This is a genomic window from uncultured Nisaea sp. (assembly GCF_963974195.1).
In the GTDB taxonomy this organism is placed as follows: domain Bacteria; phylum Pseudomonadota; class Alphaproteobacteria; order Thalassobaculales; family Thalassobaculaceae; genus Nisaea.
In genome coordinates, this window is sequence record NZ_CAXBDC010000100.1 from 1 (window position 1) to 16,671 (window position 16,671).

Below are 16,671 nucleotides of genomic sequence, written 5' to 3' on the forward strand. Positions count from 1 at the left end.
TCACGCCGCTGATGCAGGCGCAGGGCGGTGGCGCGATCATCAATATCTCGACCTTTGCCGCTTTCGAGCCTGACCCGTTGTTCCCGACATCCGGGGTGTTCCGGGCCGGTCTGGCTGCTTTCTCCAAGCTCTACGCAGATCGCTACGCAGCCGACAATATCCGGATGAACAACGTTCTTCCGGGCTTCATCGACAGCCTGCCGGAGAAAGAGGACCGAAAGGCACGCATTCCGCTCGGACGCTATGGCCGTGCCGAAGAGGTCTCCTCGCTGATTTCCTGGCTTGCCTCAAGCGAAGGCGGCTATATGACCGGCCAGAACCTGCGGATCGACGGCGGGGTTACCCGCTCCGTCTGATCAGAAAAGCGGGTGGCGCAAACCCGATGCAATCTCGAAATAATCCGGATGGTCCGGGGCGATGAAGCCGTGCCGGACCAGGAAGTCGATGTTTGCGAGGTTGCAGTTGTATTTGAAGGCGTCGGGGTCGCTCTCGACGATCTCCATGACCTGCCCGATCGGCATCAGCTCGAAGCTCTCGACCTCGCCGTCTATCGGCTGCGGGACGAAGGACGGATCGAGTTCCAGATCGTAGGTATAGAACATGTGACGCCGGAGACCGGACGGAACGCCCATCTGGTAGCTGATGGTGCCGGTCGGCCGTGCCGTCGCGGCGATTTCCGGCGGGATGCCCGCTTCCTCGTGGCATTCCTTAAGCAGATTGTCGAACGGGGAGATGCCGAGCGGATGGCCGCCCGCGACCATGTTGTCCAGCTTGCCGGGATAGGTCGTCTTGTTGCGGGCGCGCCGGGCGACCCACATGAAGGTCCCGTCCACCCGCCGGACAATGCCGTTGAGGTGAAAGCCCCTGTTCAGGATGCCGAATTCGGTGGCGGCGCCCCGGTCCAGCGCAGCCAGGGGCGCGCTGTCCGGATGGGCGAGCAGCGGATAAAGCTCACCCCGGGGAGGGGCGGCGAGGCCGGCCGTGCGCAGACCGTCTGTCGCTTTGGCCAGGGTTTCGCTCAGCTCCTCGAAGGAGGCCGGCTCAAGCGTCAGGCCACCGCCTTCATCCTTGAAGCCAAGGTCAGTCAGCCGCTCCGCAACCGCGTGCCGAACCTGCCCGATCATCGTCCCGGAAATCGACCAGGGACGGTAATCGGCCGGGTTATAGGCGTTGCAGACCTTCAGATAATGCAGATATCCGCTCACCGGCAGACCTTTCCGCCGGCGGGGTGGATCAGGAGTAACGCTTTTCCGACACCAGAACCGACGTCACGCAGACCATGCCGCGCAGGATGGCCGCCGTGTGGTCGCGCTGGGAACGGGTCAGGCCCTGGACCTGCAAATCGATGGTCAACTCGTCCCGGCGCCGGCCGCCGAGATCGCTGTGCCACCGGGAAGGGATCAGGCCGCGCTTGGCAAACAGCTCGAGAACGCGCGGCATGACCGAGGGATCGGCGACGGCCTGAACGGAAAAACAGGCGGTCACATCCGTCTCGGTGCTGGCTTCGGAAGAATTGGGGAGAAAAGATTGAGACGCAACAACGTCTTGCATGACAAAACCACTCCGGCTTTGGGGGTCGAATAAGGGAAAATAGCAACTGGCCCGGCCCTATCAGAGGACCGGGGTGCTAATTCGCCCGATAATTCGACCGGCCAGACGCCGGAATGCATAATTCATCATGAAACGGAACTTATTGCGCCCCGGGGGAACCGTCAAGAGGGCTGACGTCAAGCACGCGTCAGTTTCTCCAGGGCCTCGTTGAGCTGGCTCATGCGCTGATGGTCGCCGAACGGGGAGTCCGGATGGAACACCAGAGCCAGGCGGCGATAGCGCCCGCGAATGGCTTTCTGGTCCGGCACGGCGGTCGGGGCAAAGCCCATAACGTGCAGCGCCTCGCTCCGGCTGGAGATCCCGTCACGCAGCGGCTCGAAGGCAAGGTCGCCGATAATGCGCTGTAATTGCTCGATATCTTCTTCCAGGCGTGCGCGCACTGCCTGATCATCGCTGCGTTGTTTGCGATCACCTGCGGACTCGACGCTGAGAGTCTTCTCCCCCTCGGCCATCTTCAACGCAAGCGACAGGGCGCGGCGCAGGCGGGCAATGTCGTAGCCAATCGGCAAGCGCAGCTGCAAGCGCGGTTTCCGGCGCAGAGTGCGGCCTTTCGACGGGCCGGACTGGAGTTTCACCACTTCCCGGTCGCCGGGGTCGGGCTCGCCGGGATCGTCTGTCGCCATGACGGTTTCGTTGGGCACCAGGAGCAACACGCCGCGGGCCAGATCGGCAACACTGGCGCCCTGTGAATCTGCAAATGCCGTTACACGGTCCCGAAAGCTGCTCGAGCACGGGACGATGTAAGACTGACTTTTCTTGTAATTTGTTGAAATCACATCGTTTTTGTAGTTTGCAGTTGCATAATTCAAGGCTGAATCGTCAGGCATCTGAAGTCAGGTATCCTACTATAAATTGGGGGTCACGGGCTTCGAATAGCAAATCTTGGGGCCATTCAGGAAGTGTATTTCGGAAAAAGGGAGTGAATCAACTCATAATGGAGTTACGAAATGTTAAATCTGTTTCGATCTCGGTCCGATTGTTTAACATTGGGTAAATTTTGGATCAGAATTAAACGGCATTTGCATCAAATCGTTTCGCGTCTGTGCTGTGACGGATTGCCGCCATGACCCTTCGGCACTGGTCAATCGCGGCCCTGCGTTCTATATGGGACGCATGAATGTTTTTGTAATCATCCTGATGGCCTGTTCGCTGTTGCTCGTGCTTGGCACGCTCTTCGGCGGCCTTGTGTCCATGGCCCGTGGCGGGCCGGACGCGCCCCGGCGTTCGAACAAGCTGATGCGATATCGTGTGTTATTTCAATTCGTTGCGGTTGTTATGTTCATGATCGCACTGGCTTTGAGCCGCTGACGCGACAGCTCTTCGCAAAATAGTTTCGGGGGCGTTCAGATGGTTCGGCTGACCAAAATATACACCCGCGGCGGGGATGCCGGCGAGACGTCGCTGGGCGATGGCACCCGGGTCAAGAAGCATGCGCTCCGGCCTGAAGCCTATGGCACGGTGGACGAGACGAACAGTGTTATCGGTCTCGCCCGGCTGCATACGGGCGGGCATCCGGAAGTGGATGCCATGTTGGCCCGGATTCAGAACGATCTCTTCGATCTCGGTGCCGATCTGGCAACGCCGGAGCAGGAAAACCCGAAATGGACGCCGCTTCGCATTGATATCGCCCAGGTCGAGCGCCTGGAGCACGAGATCGACGCCATGAACGGCAAGCTGAAGCCGCTGGATTCTTTTATTTTGCCGGGCGGCAAGCCTGCCGCGGCCTATCTGCACCTGGCGCGCACGGTGGCGCGACGGGCGGAACGGTCCATGACCGCATTGGCCGAAGAAGAGGCTGTCAGTGCGGATGCTATCAAGTTTATCAATCGTCTATCGGACCATTTGTTCGTGCTTGCTCGGCATATCAATGATGACGGAGCAGGCGATGTGCTATGGGTTCCGGGTGAAAATCGCTGAAAAGCCGCCACGTTGCCGGATGTCGTATAAAGGGCATAAGGCGGCGGCGTCAGCTTGACAGGCGAAAAACGCTTCGCCTATGACCGAGTGCCGCTGTTGAAACTGAAATCTATACCGGGGTCGCCATGAAGGTTCTCGTGCCCGTCAAACGGGTCATCGACTACAACGTCAAGGTTCGCGTGAAAGCGGATCAGACCGGGGTCGAGCTCGCCAACGTCAAAATGTCCATGAATCCGTTCGACGAGATTTCCGTCGAAGAGGCGATCCGCCTCAAGGAAGCTGGCACAGCGACCGAGGTTATCGCCGTATCGCTGGGTGCCCAGCAGTGCCAGGAAACCATCCGTACCGCGCTCGCCATGGGCGCCGACCGGGGTATCCATGTGCTGCATGATGGCGATCTGGAGCCGCTGGCCGTCGCCAAGATGCTGAAGGCCGTGGTCGACAAGGAACAGCCGGAACTTGTCATCCTGGGCAAGCAGGCCATCGATGACGACGCCAACCAGACCGGCCAGATGCTGGCCGCGCTGCTTGGCTGGGGCCAGGCAACCTTCGCCTCGAAGATCGAAATGGGTGAGGGCGAAGCCAAGGTCACGCGCGAGATCGACGGTGGTCTCGAGACCATCACGCTCAAGCTGCCGGCCATCGTGACGACGGATCTGCGTCTGAACGAGCCGCGCTATGCCTCGCTGCCGAACATCATGAAGGCGAAGAAGAAGCCGATCGACCAGATGTCGCCGGCCGATCTCGGTGTCGATCCGGCGCCGCGCCTCGAAACCCTCAAGGTCGAGGAACCGGCCAAGCGCGAAGCCGGCGTCAAGGTCGCCGACGTTGCCGAGCTGGTTTCGAAACTGCGTACTGAAGCAAAGGTGATCTGATGAGCGTTCTCGTCGTTGCCGAACACGATAATTCGGAAATCGCCCCCGCCACCCTGAACACCGTGACCGCCGCTGCCGAAATCGGCGGCGACGTGACCGTGCTCGTGGCCGGAAGCGGTTCTTCTGCTGCCGCGGACGCTGCCGCCAAGATCGCCGGTGTTTCCAAGGTTCTGCATGCAGATGCAGCGGAATACGCCAACGGTCTGGCAGAGAATGTTGCACCGCTGGTCGTGGCTCTCGCCGCCGGTTACAGCCATGTTCTCGCCCCGGCCACCAGCTTCGGCAAGAACGTGCTGCCGCGCGCCGCGGCCCTGCTCGACGTGCAGCAGATCTCCGAGATCTCCGGCGTGGTCGATGCGGACACCTTCGTGCGTCCGATCTATGCCGGTAACGCGATGGCCACGGTGAAGTCCTCCGACGCGGTGAAAGTCATCACCGTACGGACCACGGCGTTCGACGCGGCCGCTGCCGAAGGCGGCTCCGCCGCTGTCGAAGCCGCCGATGCCAAGGGCGATTCCGGTCTCAGCAGCTATGTCGGTGCCGAGCTCAGCAGCTCCGAGCGCCCGGAGCTGACCTCCGCCAAGATCGTCATCTCCGGCGGTCGCGGCATGCAGAACGGCGAGAACTTCGCGATGCTGGAAGAGGTTGCGGACAAACTGGGCGCCGCCGTCGGTGCCTCGCGCGCCGCCGTCGATGCGGGCTTCGTGCCGAACGATTACCAGGTCGGCCAGACCGGCAAGGTCGTGGCACCGGACCTCTATATCGCTGTCGGCATTTCCGGTGCGATCCAGCATCTTGCCGGTATGAAGGACAGCAAGGTCATCGTCGCCATCAACAAGGACGAGGAAGCGCCGATCTTCCAGGTCGCCGATTACGGCCTCGTCGCTGACCTGTTCGAGGCCGTTCCGGCCCTGAGCAAGGAACTGGACGGCTAATACTTGACAGCCAAGCGGTGACGGGCGTCCCATGCTGCCCGTCACCGGCCGGCCTCGAAGCGGCCGCCCGGAGAGACCGGGGAGAGGTAATATGGAGCTGCGCACGATCGGTGTGATCGGAGCTGGACAGATGGGCGGCGGTATCGCCCATGTCTGCGCGCTTTCGGGCTTCGATGTCCGTCTGCTTGATCTTGAAGAGTCCCGGCTCGTTGAAGCCATGGAAAAGATCGAGCGGGACATGCACCGCCAGGCCGCGCGGGGCAAGGTCGGGGATGCCGACGTTGCCGCGGCCTTGGCCAGAATTACCACAAGTACCGATTACGGTATTTTCGGGGATTGCGACCTCGTCGTCGAAGCGGCCACCGAGGATGAATCGATCAAGCGCGAGATCCTGAAGACGCTGGTGCCGCATCTCTCGCCCGCTGCGATCATCGCCACCAATACCTCCTCGATTTCGATCACCCGTCTCGCCGCCGTCACGGACCGGCCGGGCCGGTTCATCGGCATGCATTTCATGAACCCGGTGCCGGCGATGCAGCTTGTCGAGCTGATCCGGGGCATCGCCACCGAGCAGGATACGTTCGAAGCGGTCGAGGCGCTGGCCCTGGCGCTGGGCAAGACCGTGTCCGTCGCGGAAGACTTCCCGGCCTTCATCGTGAACCGCATCCTGATGCCGATGATCAACGAGGCGATCTACACGCTCTATGAAGGCGTCGGCTCGGTGCACTCCATCGATACCGCACTCAAGCTCGGCGCCAATCATCCGATGGGGCCGTTGCAGCTCGCCGATTTCATCGGTCTCGATACCTGCCTTGCCGTCATGCATGTGCTCTATGACGGGCTGGCGGACAGCAAGTACCGGCCGTGCCCGCTGCTGGTGAAATATGTCGAGGCCGGGTGGCTCGGGCGCAAGACAGGCCGCGGTTTCTATGATTATTCCGGCGATGAGCCGGTGCCGACCCGCTGAGTTTACGCGGCGGTGCCCGGCACATTTTGCCGAATAGGCAGAAAATGCCTTGTAATTCGATAAAATTTTATCTACAACTGTCGAACCTACCAAAACGGTAGGGAATATATATCCTTTAGAAGGAAGGATTGGACCATGACCGTATCGGTTGCCGAAAAGGCATTACGGCTTCTCCAGATATCAGTGGCGGATATTACCGGACGCGAAAGTCATGTCGCGGACGCGCTTAGTGCTGCCCTCAATTCGGGAAGCGCGATTGATCTCATCTTTGCGCAGCAGCGCTTTGACAATCTCGATCCCTATACTCGCAAACGCATAAAAGGGCGCGCAATCAACGAAGCCCATTCGTTCTCGGTGCACTGACAGAGCAGGCTAGACGCGCTGTTTTCGGGGGACTGGCAACCGATGACGTGATCCTGTCATGTCACCGGTTTCTCCGTGCCTCGTTTGTTATTGTAAGACACCGAGATCGCGATAACAGCGCTCTGCCCCGCTATGCAGCGGGATAGCGATACCGTCGAGTGCGGATTCGAGTTTGACGTTGCGGCCTTGGGGATGGCCCTCGTCCATGATCCGGCGCGTGTTCTTGTTCCAGAGAGCGCGGCAGATATCGTATACCAGCTCTTCGGGCAGGCTTTCCGAGACAATCCACTGACTGCCGACGGAGAGTGTTTCCACTTCCTTGACGTCCTGGTAGGTGCCTTCCGGAATGGTGTAGCGCGCCAGGAACCGGTGTGTGTCGAGCAGTTTGCCGACGGGCGGGCCGTCCAGTGTAACGAGAGTGATATCGCGGTTTTCCGCTGTGCTGGCCACCAGTTGGCTGGGCATCCCGGAAATCTGGAACAAAGCATCCAGCTCGCCCCGGGCAAGCATGTCCACCGCAGGGCCGGGCTTGAGGTATGACGCGGTCATGTCGTTCTCGTCGATGCCGTAGGCCGCGAAAATATCCCGCACCATCACGAGAAGCCCCGATCCGGGCTCATCGATCGAAACCCTTTTACCGATCAGGTCCCGCACGCTGTTGATCTTCGCTTCCTTGCGGGCGAGGACGTGCAGCACCTCGGGATAGAGGTGCCCCAGGGCGCGCAATTTGGTCATGGGCGGTTTCCCGGCGAACGGTCCGGTACCGGAATAAGCCGCATAGACGATGTCCGCCTGGGCGAAGGCGGAGCTGACGAGACCGACTTCCACCGCATTCACATTATCGACTGACCCGTTTGAGCTTTGCGCGGAAGCGACAAGATCCTGCACACCGCATTCCTCGGCCTCTTCGCAGGGACGCGAGCCCGGGGGGAGGGAGATGGCATTCGCGATTGCCGTGCCGAGCGGATAATAGGTTCCGTCCACGCCGCCGGTGGCGATCTGGAAGAAAATCATCTGATTCTGGGCGGCGGCGGGCCTGCTTCCGGTGACCCCGCTTCCCGCAAGCACCACAGCCTGGATCATGACAATCAGGATGAAGTACGGGCGGGGGATCTGAGTCATCGTCTTCCGGTCTTGGTCAGGCGGTGAGTGATGTAACTAACTATACCGACTATCAGTTTGAAGCATAATAGTTAATCAGATCTTTCGCGGCTGCGGAATCCCATTCCGCGTCTCCGACCAGCCGGCCCTTGATCGCGCCGTTGGGGGCAATCAGGAAGCTGGTTGGCAGGCCGGGAGCCTTGAAGGCGCGCAGCAACTCGGCTTTTTTGTCGGCGGCGGAGGTGAGGTTGCTGATCCCGTGTTTTTCAAGGAAAGGCTCGAACACACGGGCGCCGCCGCGGTCGATTGAAACCAGCAGCACTTCGAACCTGTCACTGGCCAGCTCGGCGCTCAGCCGGTCCAGTGCCGGCAGCTCCTTGACGCAGGGCGCACACCAGGTGGCCCAGAAATTCAGCAGAACGGTCTTCCCGCGATACGAGTCCAGCTTGATGGCTTCGCCCGTGGCGCTTATGAAGGGGGTGTCCGGCGCGGTCCGGTCCCCGGCGCTGGGCACGAACTTGACCATGTCGCCTACCAGCGGGGGCTCGGCTTCGGCGGAACCGGCAATCGCAGCCATGAAAGCTGCGGCGAGGCCGGCGAATAGTGTTTTCTTGACCGCTACTGATGAAATCCAAGACACCGGGGCAACTCCCTAAATGAACAAACGGCACAACGACCCCAAGAACGACGGCGCCAGCACGATCTGGGGTGGACGCTTTGCATCCGGCCCTGCGGCGATCATGGAAGAGATCAACGCGTCGATCGGCTTCGACAAGCGCTTCTCGGCCCAGGACATCCAGGGCTCGATCGCCCATGCTGAAATGCTCGTGGCCCAAGGGGTGCTCACCGCAGAAGATGGTAAGGCAATCCGTCTGGGTCTAGAGCAAATCGACGCGGAGATCCGTGACGGCAGCTTCAAATTCTCGCGCGCGCTGGAAGATATCCACATGAATGTGGAGAACCGGCTGGCCGAATTGATCGGCGATGCGGCGGGACGGCTGCATACGGCACGCTCCCGTAACGATCAGGTGGCGACCGATTTCAAGCTCTGGGTTCGTGGCGCGCTCGACTCCGTCGATGCGAGCCTGACGGGGCTGATCGAGGCGCTGGTTGATCAGGCCGAACGTAATGCCGCCGTGGTCATGCCGGGCTTCACCCACTTGCAGACGGCGCAGCCGGTCACCTTCGGGCACCATCTGCTGGCCTATGTCGAGATGTTCGGCCGCGACCTCGGACGGTTCAGGGATTGCCGGGAGCGGATGAACGAATGCCCGCTTGGTGCAGCGGCGCTGGCCGGCACGTCCTTCCCGATCGACCGGCACAAAACGGCGGAAGCGCTCGGCTTCGCCCGGCCTGCGGCGAACTCGCTCGACGCCGTGTCCGACCGGGACTTCGCGCTCGAGTTCCTCTCGGCCATGTCGATCTGCGCCACGCATTTCTCGCGTCTGGCCGAAGAGATCGTGATCTGGACCAGTGCGCAGTTCAATTACATCACGCTGTCAGATGCCTTCACCACCGGCAGCTCGATCATGCCGCAGAAGCGCAATCCGGACGCGGCGGAGCTGGTGCGGGCCAAGTCCGGCCGGATCATCGGCGATCTGAATGCATTGCTGATCGTCATGAAGGGCCTGCCGCTCGCTTATGGCAAGGACATGCAGGAAGACAAGGAGCCGGTGTTCGACGCGGTCGACTCGCTCGGTCTCTGCATCGCCGCGACCGCCGGCATGATCCGCGACATGAAGGCCAATGAGGGACCCATGCGGGCCTCCCTGAAGGCAGGTTTCCCGACCGCGACCGATCTGGCCGACTGGCTTGTCCGGGCGGCAGGCATGCCGTTCCGCCGGGCGCACCATGTCACTGGCACAATCGTGAAGCTGGCCGAGGACAAGGGCTGCGGTATAGAAGATCTCAGCTTGGCGGAGATGCAGGCGGTTGAGCCGGGTATCACGGACGGTGTGTTCGACGTACTGACGGTCGATGCCTCGGTGTCGAGCCGGACCAGCTATGGCGGCACCGCTCCGGACAATGTGCGTGAACAGGTCGCCCGTGCCCGCGACCGGTTCCTCGGCTGACGCGCGGACAGGGGAGAGGGCGATGTTGAAACGGATGACCCGGTTTGGACTGCTTGCGGTCCTGTTCGCCGGTCTGGCCTTCACCCAGACCGCGTGCGGCAAGAAGGGCAATCTCAAACCGCCCTCCGGACAATCTTCCGATTTCCCGCGCACCTATCCGACGCAATAACGCGTTATCCAGAAGACGTTAGCCGACCGAAAGTTTGATGAAATGAGTGAGCAAGTCTCCTACGTGGACGGCGCCCTGACTGTTGAGCAGGTTCCGTTCGCCCGTATCGCCGAAGATGTGGGCAGCCCCGTCTACGTTTATTCCAAAGCCGGAATGACCGCGCGGTATCGCGCCCTGGAGGGGGCGCTCGCGGGTCTCCCGGTCTCGATCTATTACGCTTTGAAAGCCAATTCGAACCTTGCCGTAATCCGCCTGTTCGGCGAATTGGGCGCGGGCATGGATGTGGTGTCCGGCGGCGAGATGCAGCGCAGCCTCAGGGCCGGTGTCGCGGCGGACAAGATCGTTTTCGCCGGCGTCGGCAAGACGGCGGACGAGATGGCGGCGGCTCTGGATGCGGGCATTCATCAGTTCAACGTCGAATCGGAAAACGAGCTCCGGCTTCTCAACCAGGTTGCCGCCTCCAAGGGCGTGATCGCGCCGGCGGCGATCCGGGTCAATCCGGATGTCGACGCCAAGACCCATGCGAAGATCACGACCGGCCGCAAGGAAAACAAGTTCGGTATCGATATCGAACGGGCGCCGGACATGTTCGCGCTCGCGGCCGAGCTGGAAAATATCAGCCTCAGCAGCATGTCTGTGCATATCGGCTCGCAGCTGATGGATGTCACGCCGTACCGCGCCGCCTATGACCGGCTGCGGGGCATGACGCTCAATCTTCGCCAGCAGGGCTACAAGGTCGATCATCTTGATCTCGGCGGCGGGATCGGCATTTCCTATGACGGCAGCACGCCGCCGGATCTCGCCGAGTATGCGGAGATCGTGAAGGACACGGTCGGCGATCTCGAGTGCCGGCTGTCGGTCGAGCCGGGCCGTTATCTGGTCGGCAACGAGGGTTACTTCCTGACCCGCGTCATGTTCGTGAAGCAGGGCGGTGCCCGGCGCTTCGTCATTGTCGACGGCGCCATGAACGATCTCATCCGCCCGACCCTCTATGAGGCACATCACGATATTGTCACCGTCTCCGAAACGGCTGCCGGTCAGGAAGACAGCCTGGCCGATATCGTCGGCCCGATCTGCGAGAGCGGGGATTACCTGGCGCGGGGGCGGCGTCTTGGCCCGATCAGCGACGGGGACCTTATCGTGTTGAAATCGGCGGGTGCCTACGGCGCCGTCATGAGCTCGAACTACAATTCGCGGCCGCTCGTGCCGGAAGTTCTGGTCGATGGCGATAGCTACAAAATTGTCCGCCGCCGTCAGACGCTCGATGAAATGCTGGCTCTTGAAGAGTAGTCCGGCCGGGCTAGCTGTCCTGTCGTGGCTTGACCGGGGCGTTCGTCTCCGGGAGAGTATGAGTTATCGACAGGTTCCCGTGCCGCCGCGGGTGGTCTAGCCAGCGGGGGAGGCGGTCGGGATCCGTCCCTGATGACACGGCGAAATGCCGGGGATGGGTCTTTGCATGCGTGACGATGCCCAGACGGCTTCCTTCTCCTACCGGCTGAAGGTATGGACGACCGGTCTTGTGCTGGCGTGGGAGAGGTTTTTCCCGGCCTTCCGCTGGCCGCTCGCCCTGCTCGGACTGTTCCTCGGATTTTCCCTGATCGAACTGCCCCAGGCGCTTGGGCAGATCAGCGGCGGCTGGCTGCAGGCGGGCTTCCTCGTCATCGTACTCGGGCTTTTTCTCTGGACCCTTCGGCGTGCGATCATTGCCTTCTCCTGGCCGGGCGAAAGCCAGATCCTGCGCCGGCTGGAAAGCTGGTCGGGCCTGCGTCACCGGCCGCTCTCGGCCCTGAGTGACGCTGTCGCGGGCGGCGGCCGGACGGAAGCCGCGCTCTGGCAGGCGCATTTGAAGCGGCTCGGGGATGTGCGCCGTCAGGTCCATGTCGGCAGCCCGGAGCCGGTTGCGGCACGGCTCGATCCGTTCGGTTTGCGCTCTCTTGTCGGGCTTATTCTTTTCATGGGGATCGTTGCGGGCTGGCAGAATCCGGGCGAACGGCTGCGGGCCGCGGTGACGCCCGAGCTGCGGGGCGCGGGGGCGGCACCATCCTCGCTCGCGGATGTCTGGGTCAGCCCGCCGGATTACACCGGCATGGCCCCGATCCTGCTCTCCCGCCCGTCGGCGCTCCGGCAGGAAGCCGCAACAGCGGGAGATATGGAGCCGGACACCGTTGCCATCCCGGTTGGCAGCCGCTTTCTGGCGACGGTCAATGGCGGCGAGGAAACGCCGGAACTTATCATCGAGGACGGCGCCCTTGCGGGCACGGCCGACAAGACGGCGGAAGGTGCCTCGCAAGGCATGTCGGAGCGGGTCAGCTTCGAGACCATCGCACCCGAAAGCCATCAGATACAGACACCCATTTCCCGGGGCACCCGGCTTGCCGTGATGCAGGACGGCGAGGCTCTGGCCGACTGGCGCATCAATGTGTTGCCGGATCTGGTGCCGTCCGTCGACTTCATGGAGCCGCCGGCTGCGTCCGAACGGCAGGCGCTGGTCCTGCGGTACGAGGCGGAAGACGATTATGGCGTGGCCCGGGTCCGGGCGCTGATCCATCGCGTCGGGGATGACGGCATCACCGACGAGGCGCCGATTGAAATCGCCATGCCGGCGGTTGCCGGTGAGCGGAAGGAAATCACCGGCCGCAGCTTCAACGACCTGACCCCGCATCCCTGGGCCGGACACAAGGTGAGCATCACGCTCGAGGCGGCGGACGATCTCGATCAGACCGGGACAAGCGCGCCGGTCGAGATGGTGCTGCCGGAGCGGATCTTCAATCATCCGGTGGCGGTCGCTGTGATCCAGCAGCGCAAGCGTCTGGTGAGCGAGCCGGAAGAGCGCATCGATATCGCGGAAATCCTGCTGACTCTTGCCGCCCGGCCAAACCGCTATTTCCATGACATTGTTGTCTTTCTCGGCCTGAAAACGGCGGCGAACAGGCTCTATTTCACGTCGCCGGATACGGAAGGCATCGAGGCGCTGCAAAGTCTGCTCTGGGATGTCGCTCTGCGGATCGAGGATGGCGAGGTGTCGACCGCGATGCGCAAGCTGCGGGACATCGAGCGCAGGCTGCAGGAAGCACTGGCCGGTGATGCCAGCGACGAGGAGATCGAGCGCCTGATGCAGGAAATGCAGAAAGCGATCGACGAATATCTCCAGGCCATGGCCGAGCAGATGATGAAGCAGGCCCAGCGCGGCGATCAGATGCAGCGTCAGCAGATGGATCCGAACCAGATGGTCCGCCGCGAGGATCTGATGAAGATGCTGGACCAGATGCGGGACATGGCAAAGACCGGTGCCCGCGACGCGGCCCGGCAGATGCTCTCCCAACTGCAGCAGATGATGGAAAACCTGCGGATGGGCATGCAGCAGCAGCAGATGTCGCCGCAGCAGCAGGCACTGCAGGAAATGATGCGCCAGCTGAAAGACCTGTCCCAGCAGCAGCGCGACCTGATGGACCGAACCTTCCAGCAACACCAGCGCCAGCGCGGCCAGCAGCCGGGCCAGCAGGGCCAGCAACAGGGTCAGCGGGGGCAACAGCCGGGCCAGCAACCCGGTCAGAACGGTCAACAGCAGCGCGGCCAGCAACCGGGGCAGTCACCCGGTCAGGGCGATGGCCAGATGACGGCCGAGCAACTGGCGGCGGAGCTGGCGGACATGCAGGAAAGGCTGCGCAAGCAGCTTGGCGAGTTCATGCGCAAGATCGGTGAAGGTCTCGGGCAGATCCCGGAAGGCTTTGGCGGTGCCGAGCAATCCATGCGCGATGCGACTGAAGCACTTGGGGAGAACGCGCCGGGGCAGGCTGTCGGTCCGCAGGGCGATGCCCTCAGCCAGATGCAGCAGGGCGCGGAAGCCCTGAACGAGGCCCTGCGCGAGATGGCAAACGGTCAGGGGCAGGAAAACCCGAACGGGCAGAGCGCCGAAGAGGACGATTTCGAAAGCGAGGACGGCGATCCCCTGAACCGGCGGCGCACCGGTTACGGCTTCAACGACAACAATGATGTCGAGATCCCGACGGAAAGCGATATCCAGCGGGCCCGCCGGATCTTCGACGAGTTGCGGGAACGCTCGGGCGACCGCTCCAGGCCGAGCCTGGAGCTGGATTATATCGAGCGGCTGCTGAAGCGGTTCTGATCGGGCCTGACCGTTCAGGACCCGGATGCGCGTCAGCCGTAACTCGCGACCATTGTCTTCATGCGCCGGCCCAGCAGCTTGAGCTGATTGAGGGCCTCATCCGGGTTGGAGCGCAGGAATTCCAGGAAGACGTCTTTATGCAGCGTCATCGCCCTCACGGGGGAGGTGGCAATCACATTCGCGGTCCGCACATCATCCATGAAGATCGCAAGCTCGCCGACAATATCGCCCTCGCCAAGGACAGCGAGAACACTGTTATCGGCAGGGTGTAACACGTGCACCTCACCCTCGAGGATGATGTAGGCCATATCGCCCACATCCCCTGCCCGGATGATCGTCTCGTCAGGATTGAAGATGTGGCATTCGTAGGATTGAAGAAAGTTGTAGAGATTATTCTGGTGCAGGAAATCAATAAACATGTCCTGCAGGTCACGCACATCCAGAACCATCGGTAATACCTTAACCGCGATTCCGGGGACCTCGAAGCTGTCACCGGCCTTCTTGAAGCCTATCCGTCTCAGCATCCGCCCGATCGACGGATTGACCGGCGCCAAAACCCAGTCTGTATTTTGTGAGCAGCCGTAATAGCAGGCCATCAATATCAGCGCGTAGGCGACCTGTGACGATCTGTACTGTTTGAGAATGCAGAAATGCCCCGCGCTCGCGCGGGCGGCGCCCGCCGGAATCATCGGTCCGTAATCGTAATAATCATCAGCGTGCAAGCCGACGTCCGAATCCAGGATGATACGCATTCCGCCGATCACCCTGCCATCGATGACGGCGACAATATTCGTGGATGTAGGATAGGCATCGAACCGGTCAAAAACCCGGCCGTCGGATTTTGCTGGAAACAAGCCTTCCTCGGTGCAGAAAACTTCGTGCCGGACTTTATAAAGCGCGTCCAGCAGGGCCGGGGTGTCGGCAATTTTTATCTGAATTGGCATTGAGGCACTTTTTCGGAAGAGTGATCAGATGTTTGACGTCGCGGCGACCATGAACTCTCCCTTGTGGAGAGCTGTTTCCGGGGGGCGGGATAGATATTCCAGATACGCTTTCTCATCATCCAGAATGGCATCGCAGGTAAAGGAGATCCTTGTCAGAAACGCCTCAATTGCTGAGGGTTCGATGCACCATTCGAGAGGTTCTTTCTTCACCTGAAGGTAGGTGCGTAGCAGCCAGGTGGAATTATTTTCAGAGGATCCGAACGGCGCCAGTGCGGTGAAAAGGAAAGCGGCTTTGGGGTCGAATTTCTGAATGTCCTTGAATGTATTGATGACGGACCCTTCATCCAGATACATGAACACGCCTTCACAAATGAAGACCGTGGAGATGTTCGGTGCGATTATGTTTTGAGAGGAAAGTGCGGCGTACAGGCCTTCCTCTGACAGGTCGAAGGCCAGAAAAGACAGGTTTTCCCCCGGTGTCGAGACCGTATTGATGATCGCGACTTTTTCCTGGCTGGTTGACGGATGATCGATCTCGACGAATTTCACGTCCGGATATTTCTTGTGCAAATTCCAGGCAAGAAGATCGAAGCCGGCGCCGATATTCACGACCTGCCGGGCGCCTGATGCAATCAGCTTTTCGACGTTGCTCAGGAAGAACTTTTTCCGCAGCGCGTAATGAACGCTGATGCCGGGCGCGAGAAGCTTCTCAAAGAGGCGCAGCATGCGTGTCGAGATCACGCCTTCCACCTGTTGAATGCGGCGCCGTCCTTCGGGGGATGCCGATAGAAAGGTCCGTATTGATTGCCTGATATCGGCGTCAACCAGCGGTGCATAATGCGGGTGGTTCGATGCCCATAAAAGCCCCTGCATGACCGTATAGGCTGTCGAACTGGCTCTATTGGCATCCATAGTAGGAATTTCCCGATAAAATGAGAGTTTTGCTGATATTCAGGGCAGAATGTTTTTAGGGCTAAATAACCGTTACGGCAAATGGAACACGGTCATGCCGGGCCGTCGGTGGCGGACCGGGAATGCTACACTCCCGGTTAATGGAGTTAATATCCGAGGCCGCCGCCGAGGGTCTTTTCCGAGAAGGTCACGGTGACTTCCGCCGCATCGGCGCCGGGCTGCGGCAGCTCATACTCGAAGCTGGTCTTCTCGCCCGGCAACATGACCTGGTTTTCCGCCCGGAACAGCCATTCCTGCATGATGTCGCCATGCGTGCCCGTCAGTTTGCCGGCAAGCGTGGGAACGGTCTGCATCTGTTCCGTCGGGTTGCGGATTTCCCCCTTGATGACGAGCAGCTCGATCGAGCCATCCGCCTTGCGCCAGGCGGCGACATTCTGGATTACCAGATCTTCGCCGATGACCGGAACACCGAGCCCGATCGAGGCGTACAGCCGGTCGATCGGCGGCCAGGCGGCGACGAGGGAGCCGCGGGCGCCGAACAGAATGGCGAGTATGATCAGCACGCCAACGCCCGCGACCGCCGCGACCAGCCCCTTGCGCCGGCGTTTTGGCGGCCGGGACAGAGGCATGCGGCCGCGCGGGATCGGCGGCGCACCGAACACGCCTTCCTGATCTTCTT

At 61.1% G+C, this 16,671-nt stretch carries 19 protein-coding genes; 11 read left to right on the plus strand and 8 right to left on the minus strand.

What is annotated here, in order from left to right:
- On the plus strand, positions 1-356 hold a 356-nt coding region (locus tag AAC126_RS17985), incomplete at its 5' end, for an SDR family oxidoreductase (protein WP_339855873.1).
- Here AAC126_RS17985 and AAC126_RS17990 read toward each other — a convergent pair.
- The 3 genes from AAC126_RS17990 to AAC126_RS18000 form a co-directional block, all read right to left on the minus strand.
- Complete coding sequence (locus AAC126_RS17990; RefSeq protein ID WP_339855875.1) at positions 357-1,205, minus strand: DUF4743 domain-containing protein; 849 nt, start codon at positions 1,203-1,205, stop codon at positions 357-359. It abuts the gene before it with no gap.
- Between the two features lie 28 nt (positions 1,206-1,233).
- Positions 1,234-1,551 carry a hypothetical protein gene (locus AAC126_RS17995; protein ID WP_339855877.1) on the minus strand — a complete coding sequence of 106 codons (318 nt, stop codon included), beginning with the start codon at positions 1,549-1,551 and terminating at the stop codon, positions 1,234-1,236.
- A 176-nt stretch (positions 1,552-1,727) separates the two neighbouring features.
- Entirely contained in the window at positions 1,728-2,252 is a 525-nt protein-coding gene (locus AAC126_RS18000; protein WP_339855879.1) for a J domain-containing protein, read from the minus strand.
- A 472-nt stretch (positions 2,253-2,724) separates the two neighbouring features.
- On the opposite strand from AAC126_RS18000, the gene AAC126_RS18005 reads away from it, so the two are divergent.
- The 6 genes from AAC126_RS18005 to AAC126_RS18030 all read left to right on the plus strand — a co-directional run bounded on the left by AAC126_RS18005 (position 2,725) and on the right by AAC126_RS18030 (position 6,668).
- A complete protein-coding gene (locus AAC126_RS18005) occupies positions 2,725-2,919 on the plus strand; it encodes a twin transmembrane helix small protein (RefSeq protein ID WP_339855881.1) in 195 nt (64 codons plus the stop codon).
- A gap of 39 nt (positions 2,920-2,958) precedes the next feature.
- Entirely contained in the window at positions 2,959-3,528 is a 570-nt protein-coding gene (locus AAC126_RS18010; RefSeq protein ID WP_339855883.1) for a cob(I)yrinic acid a,c-diamide adenosyltransferase, read from the plus strand.
- A 125-nt stretch (positions 3,529-3,653) separates the two neighbouring features.
- Positions 3,654-4,403 (plus strand): electron transfer flavoprotein subunit beta/FixA family protein, encoded by a 750-nt coding sequence (locus AAC126_RS18015; RefSeq protein ID WP_339855885.1) that lies wholly within the window; start codon positions 3,654-3,656, stop codon positions 4,401-4,403.
- Positions 4,403-5,338, plus strand: coding sequence for an FAD-binding protein (locus tag AAC126_RS18020; protein WP_339855887.1), 936 nt, complete (start codon positions 4,403-4,405; stop codon positions 5,336-5,338). The genes AAC126_RS18015 and AAC126_RS18020 overlap by 1 nt, the downstream gene beginning before the upstream one ends.
- A 91-nt stretch (positions 5,339-5,429) precedes the next feature.
- A complete protein-coding gene (locus AAC126_RS18025; RefSeq protein ID WP_339855889.1) occupies positions 5,430-6,305 on the plus strand; it encodes a 3-hydroxybutyryl-CoA dehydrogenase in 876 nt (291 codons plus the stop codon).
- Between the two features lie 135 nt (positions 6,306-6,440).
- Positions 6,441-6,668, plus strand: a complete 228-nt coding sequence (locus tag AAC126_RS18030; protein WP_339855891.1) for a hypothetical protein — start codon at positions 6,441-6,443, stop codon at positions 6,666-6,668.
- An 87-nt stretch (positions 6,669-6,755) separates the two neighbouring features.
- On the opposite strand, the gene AAC126_RS18035 is transcribed toward AAC126_RS18030, so the two are convergent.
- The gene (locus tag AAC126_RS18035) at positions 6,756-7,790 is read right to left on the minus strand and encodes a TAXI family TRAP transporter solute-binding subunit (protein ID WP_339855893.1); all 1,035 of its coding nucleotides are present in this window, start codon (positions 7,788-7,790) and stop codon (positions 6,756-6,758) included.
- A 52-nt stretch (positions 7,791-7,842) separates the two neighbouring features.
- Positions 7,843-8,409: a TlpA disulfide reductase family protein gene (locus AAC126_RS18040; RefSeq protein WP_339855895.1), complete on the minus strand. Its 567-nt coding sequence runs from the start codon at positions 8,407-8,409 to the stop codon at positions 7,843-7,845.
- Positions 8,410-8,425: 16 nt separating this feature from the next.
- Between AAC126_RS18040 and argH the strand changes: the two genes are divergently transcribed.
- The 4 genes from argH (at position 8,426) to AAC126_RS18060 (ending at position 14,136) form a co-directional block, all read left to right on the plus strand.
- Entirely contained in the window at positions 8,426-9,841 is a 1,416-nt protein-coding gene (gene argH, locus AAC126_RS18045) for an argininosuccinate lyase (protein ID WP_339855897.1), read from the plus strand.
- A 22-nt stretch (positions 9,842-9,863) separates the two neighbouring features.
- Positions 9,864-10,010, plus strand: a complete 147-nt coding sequence (locus tag AAC126_RS18050) for a hypothetical protein (RefSeq protein WP_339855899.1) — start codon at positions 9,864-9,866, stop codon at positions 10,008-10,010.
- Positions 10,011-10,052: 42 nt separating this feature from the next.
- The gene (gene lysA, locus AAC126_RS18055) at positions 10,053-11,300 is read left to right on the plus strand and encodes a diaminopimelate decarboxylase (protein WP_339855901.1); all 1,248 of its coding nucleotides are present in this window, start codon (positions 10,053-10,055) and stop codon (positions 11,298-11,300) included.
- A gap of 166 nt (positions 11,301-11,466) precedes the next feature.
- Entirely contained in the window at positions 11,467-14,136 is a 2,670-nt protein-coding gene (locus AAC126_RS18060; RefSeq protein ID WP_339855903.1) for a TIGR02302 family protein, read from the plus strand.
- 32 nt (positions 14,137-14,168) lie between these two features.
- Here the strand turns inward: AAC126_RS18060 and AAC126_RS18065 are convergent, their stop codons facing one another.
- The 3 genes from AAC126_RS18065 to AAC126_RS18075 form a co-directional block, all read right to left on the minus strand.
- Positions 14,169-15,080 carry a cyclic nucleotide-binding domain-containing protein gene (locus AAC126_RS18065; RefSeq protein WP_339855905.1) on the minus strand — a complete coding sequence of 304 codons (912 nt, stop codon included), beginning with the start codon at positions 15,078-15,080 and terminating at the stop codon, positions 14,169-14,171.
- Positions 15,081-15,104: 24 nt separating this feature from the next.
- Complete coding sequence (locus AAC126_RS18070) at positions 15,105-15,992, minus strand: class I SAM-dependent methyltransferase (protein ID WP_339855907.1); 888 nt, start codon at positions 15,990-15,992, stop codon at positions 15,105-15,107.
- A 146-nt stretch (positions 15,993-16,138) separates the two neighbouring features.
- A partial coding sequence (locus AAC126_RS18075) for a DUF3426 domain-containing protein (RefSeq protein WP_339855909.1) occupies positions 16,139-16,671 on the minus strand: 533 nt, incomplete at its 5' end.

Bases quoted from the DNA above. Each gene is read 5' to 3' on its own strand.
- AAC126_RS18015 (WP_339855885.1), top strand. From the start codon at position 3,654: ATGAAGGTTCTCGTGCCCGTCAAACGGGTCATCGACTACAACGTCAAG.
- AAC126_RS17995 (WP_339855877.1), bottom strand. From the start codon at position 1,551: ATGCAAGACGTTGTTGCGTCTCAATCTTTTCTCCCCAATTCTTCCGAA.
- AAC126_RS18065 (WP_339855905.1), bottom strand. From the start codon at position 15,080: ATGCCAATTCAGATAAAAATTGCCGACACCCCGGCCCTGCTGGACGCG.
- AAC126_RS18035 (WP_339855893.1), bottom strand. From the start codon at position 7,790: ATGACTCAGATCCCCCGCCCGTACTTCATCCTGATTGTCATGATCCAG.
- AAC126_RS18050 (WP_339855899.1), top strand. From the start codon at position 9,864: ATGTTGAAACGGATGACCCGGTTTGGACTGCTTGCGGTCCTGTTCGCC.
- lysA (WP_339855901.1), top strand. From the start codon at position 10,053: ATGAGTGAGCAAGTCTCCTACGTGGACGGCGCCCTGACTGTTGAGCAG.
- AAC126_RS18070 (WP_339855907.1), bottom strand. From the start codon at position 15,992: ATGGATGCCAATAGAGCCAGTTCGACAGCCTATACGGTCATGCAGGGG.
- AAC126_RS18020 (WP_339855887.1), top strand. From the start codon at position 4,403: ATGAGCGTTCTCGTCGTTGCCGAACACGATAATTCGGAAATCGCCCCC.
- AAC126_RS18005 (WP_339855881.1), top strand. From the start codon at position 2,725: ATGAATGTTTTTGTAATCATCCTGATGGCCTGTTCGCTGTTGCTCGTG.
- AAC126_RS18025 (WP_339855889.1), top strand. From the start codon at position 5,430: ATGGAGCTGCGCACGATCGGTGTGATCGGAGCTGGACAGATGGGCGGC.
- AAC126_RS18010 (WP_339855883.1), top strand. From the start codon at position 2,959: ATGGTTCGGCTGACCAAAATATACACCCGCGGCGGGGATGCCGGCGAG.
- argH (WP_339855897.1), top strand. From the start codon at position 8,426: ATGAACAAACGGCACAACGACCCCAAGAACGACGGCGCCAGCACGATC.
- AAC126_RS18060 (WP_339855903.1), top strand. From the start codon at position 11,467: ATGCGTGACGATGCCCAGACGGCTTCCTTCTCCTACCGGCTGAAGGTA.
- AAC126_RS18030 (WP_339855891.1), top strand. From the start codon at position 6,441: ATGACCGTATCGGTTGCCGAAAAGGCATTACGGCTTCTCCAGATATCA.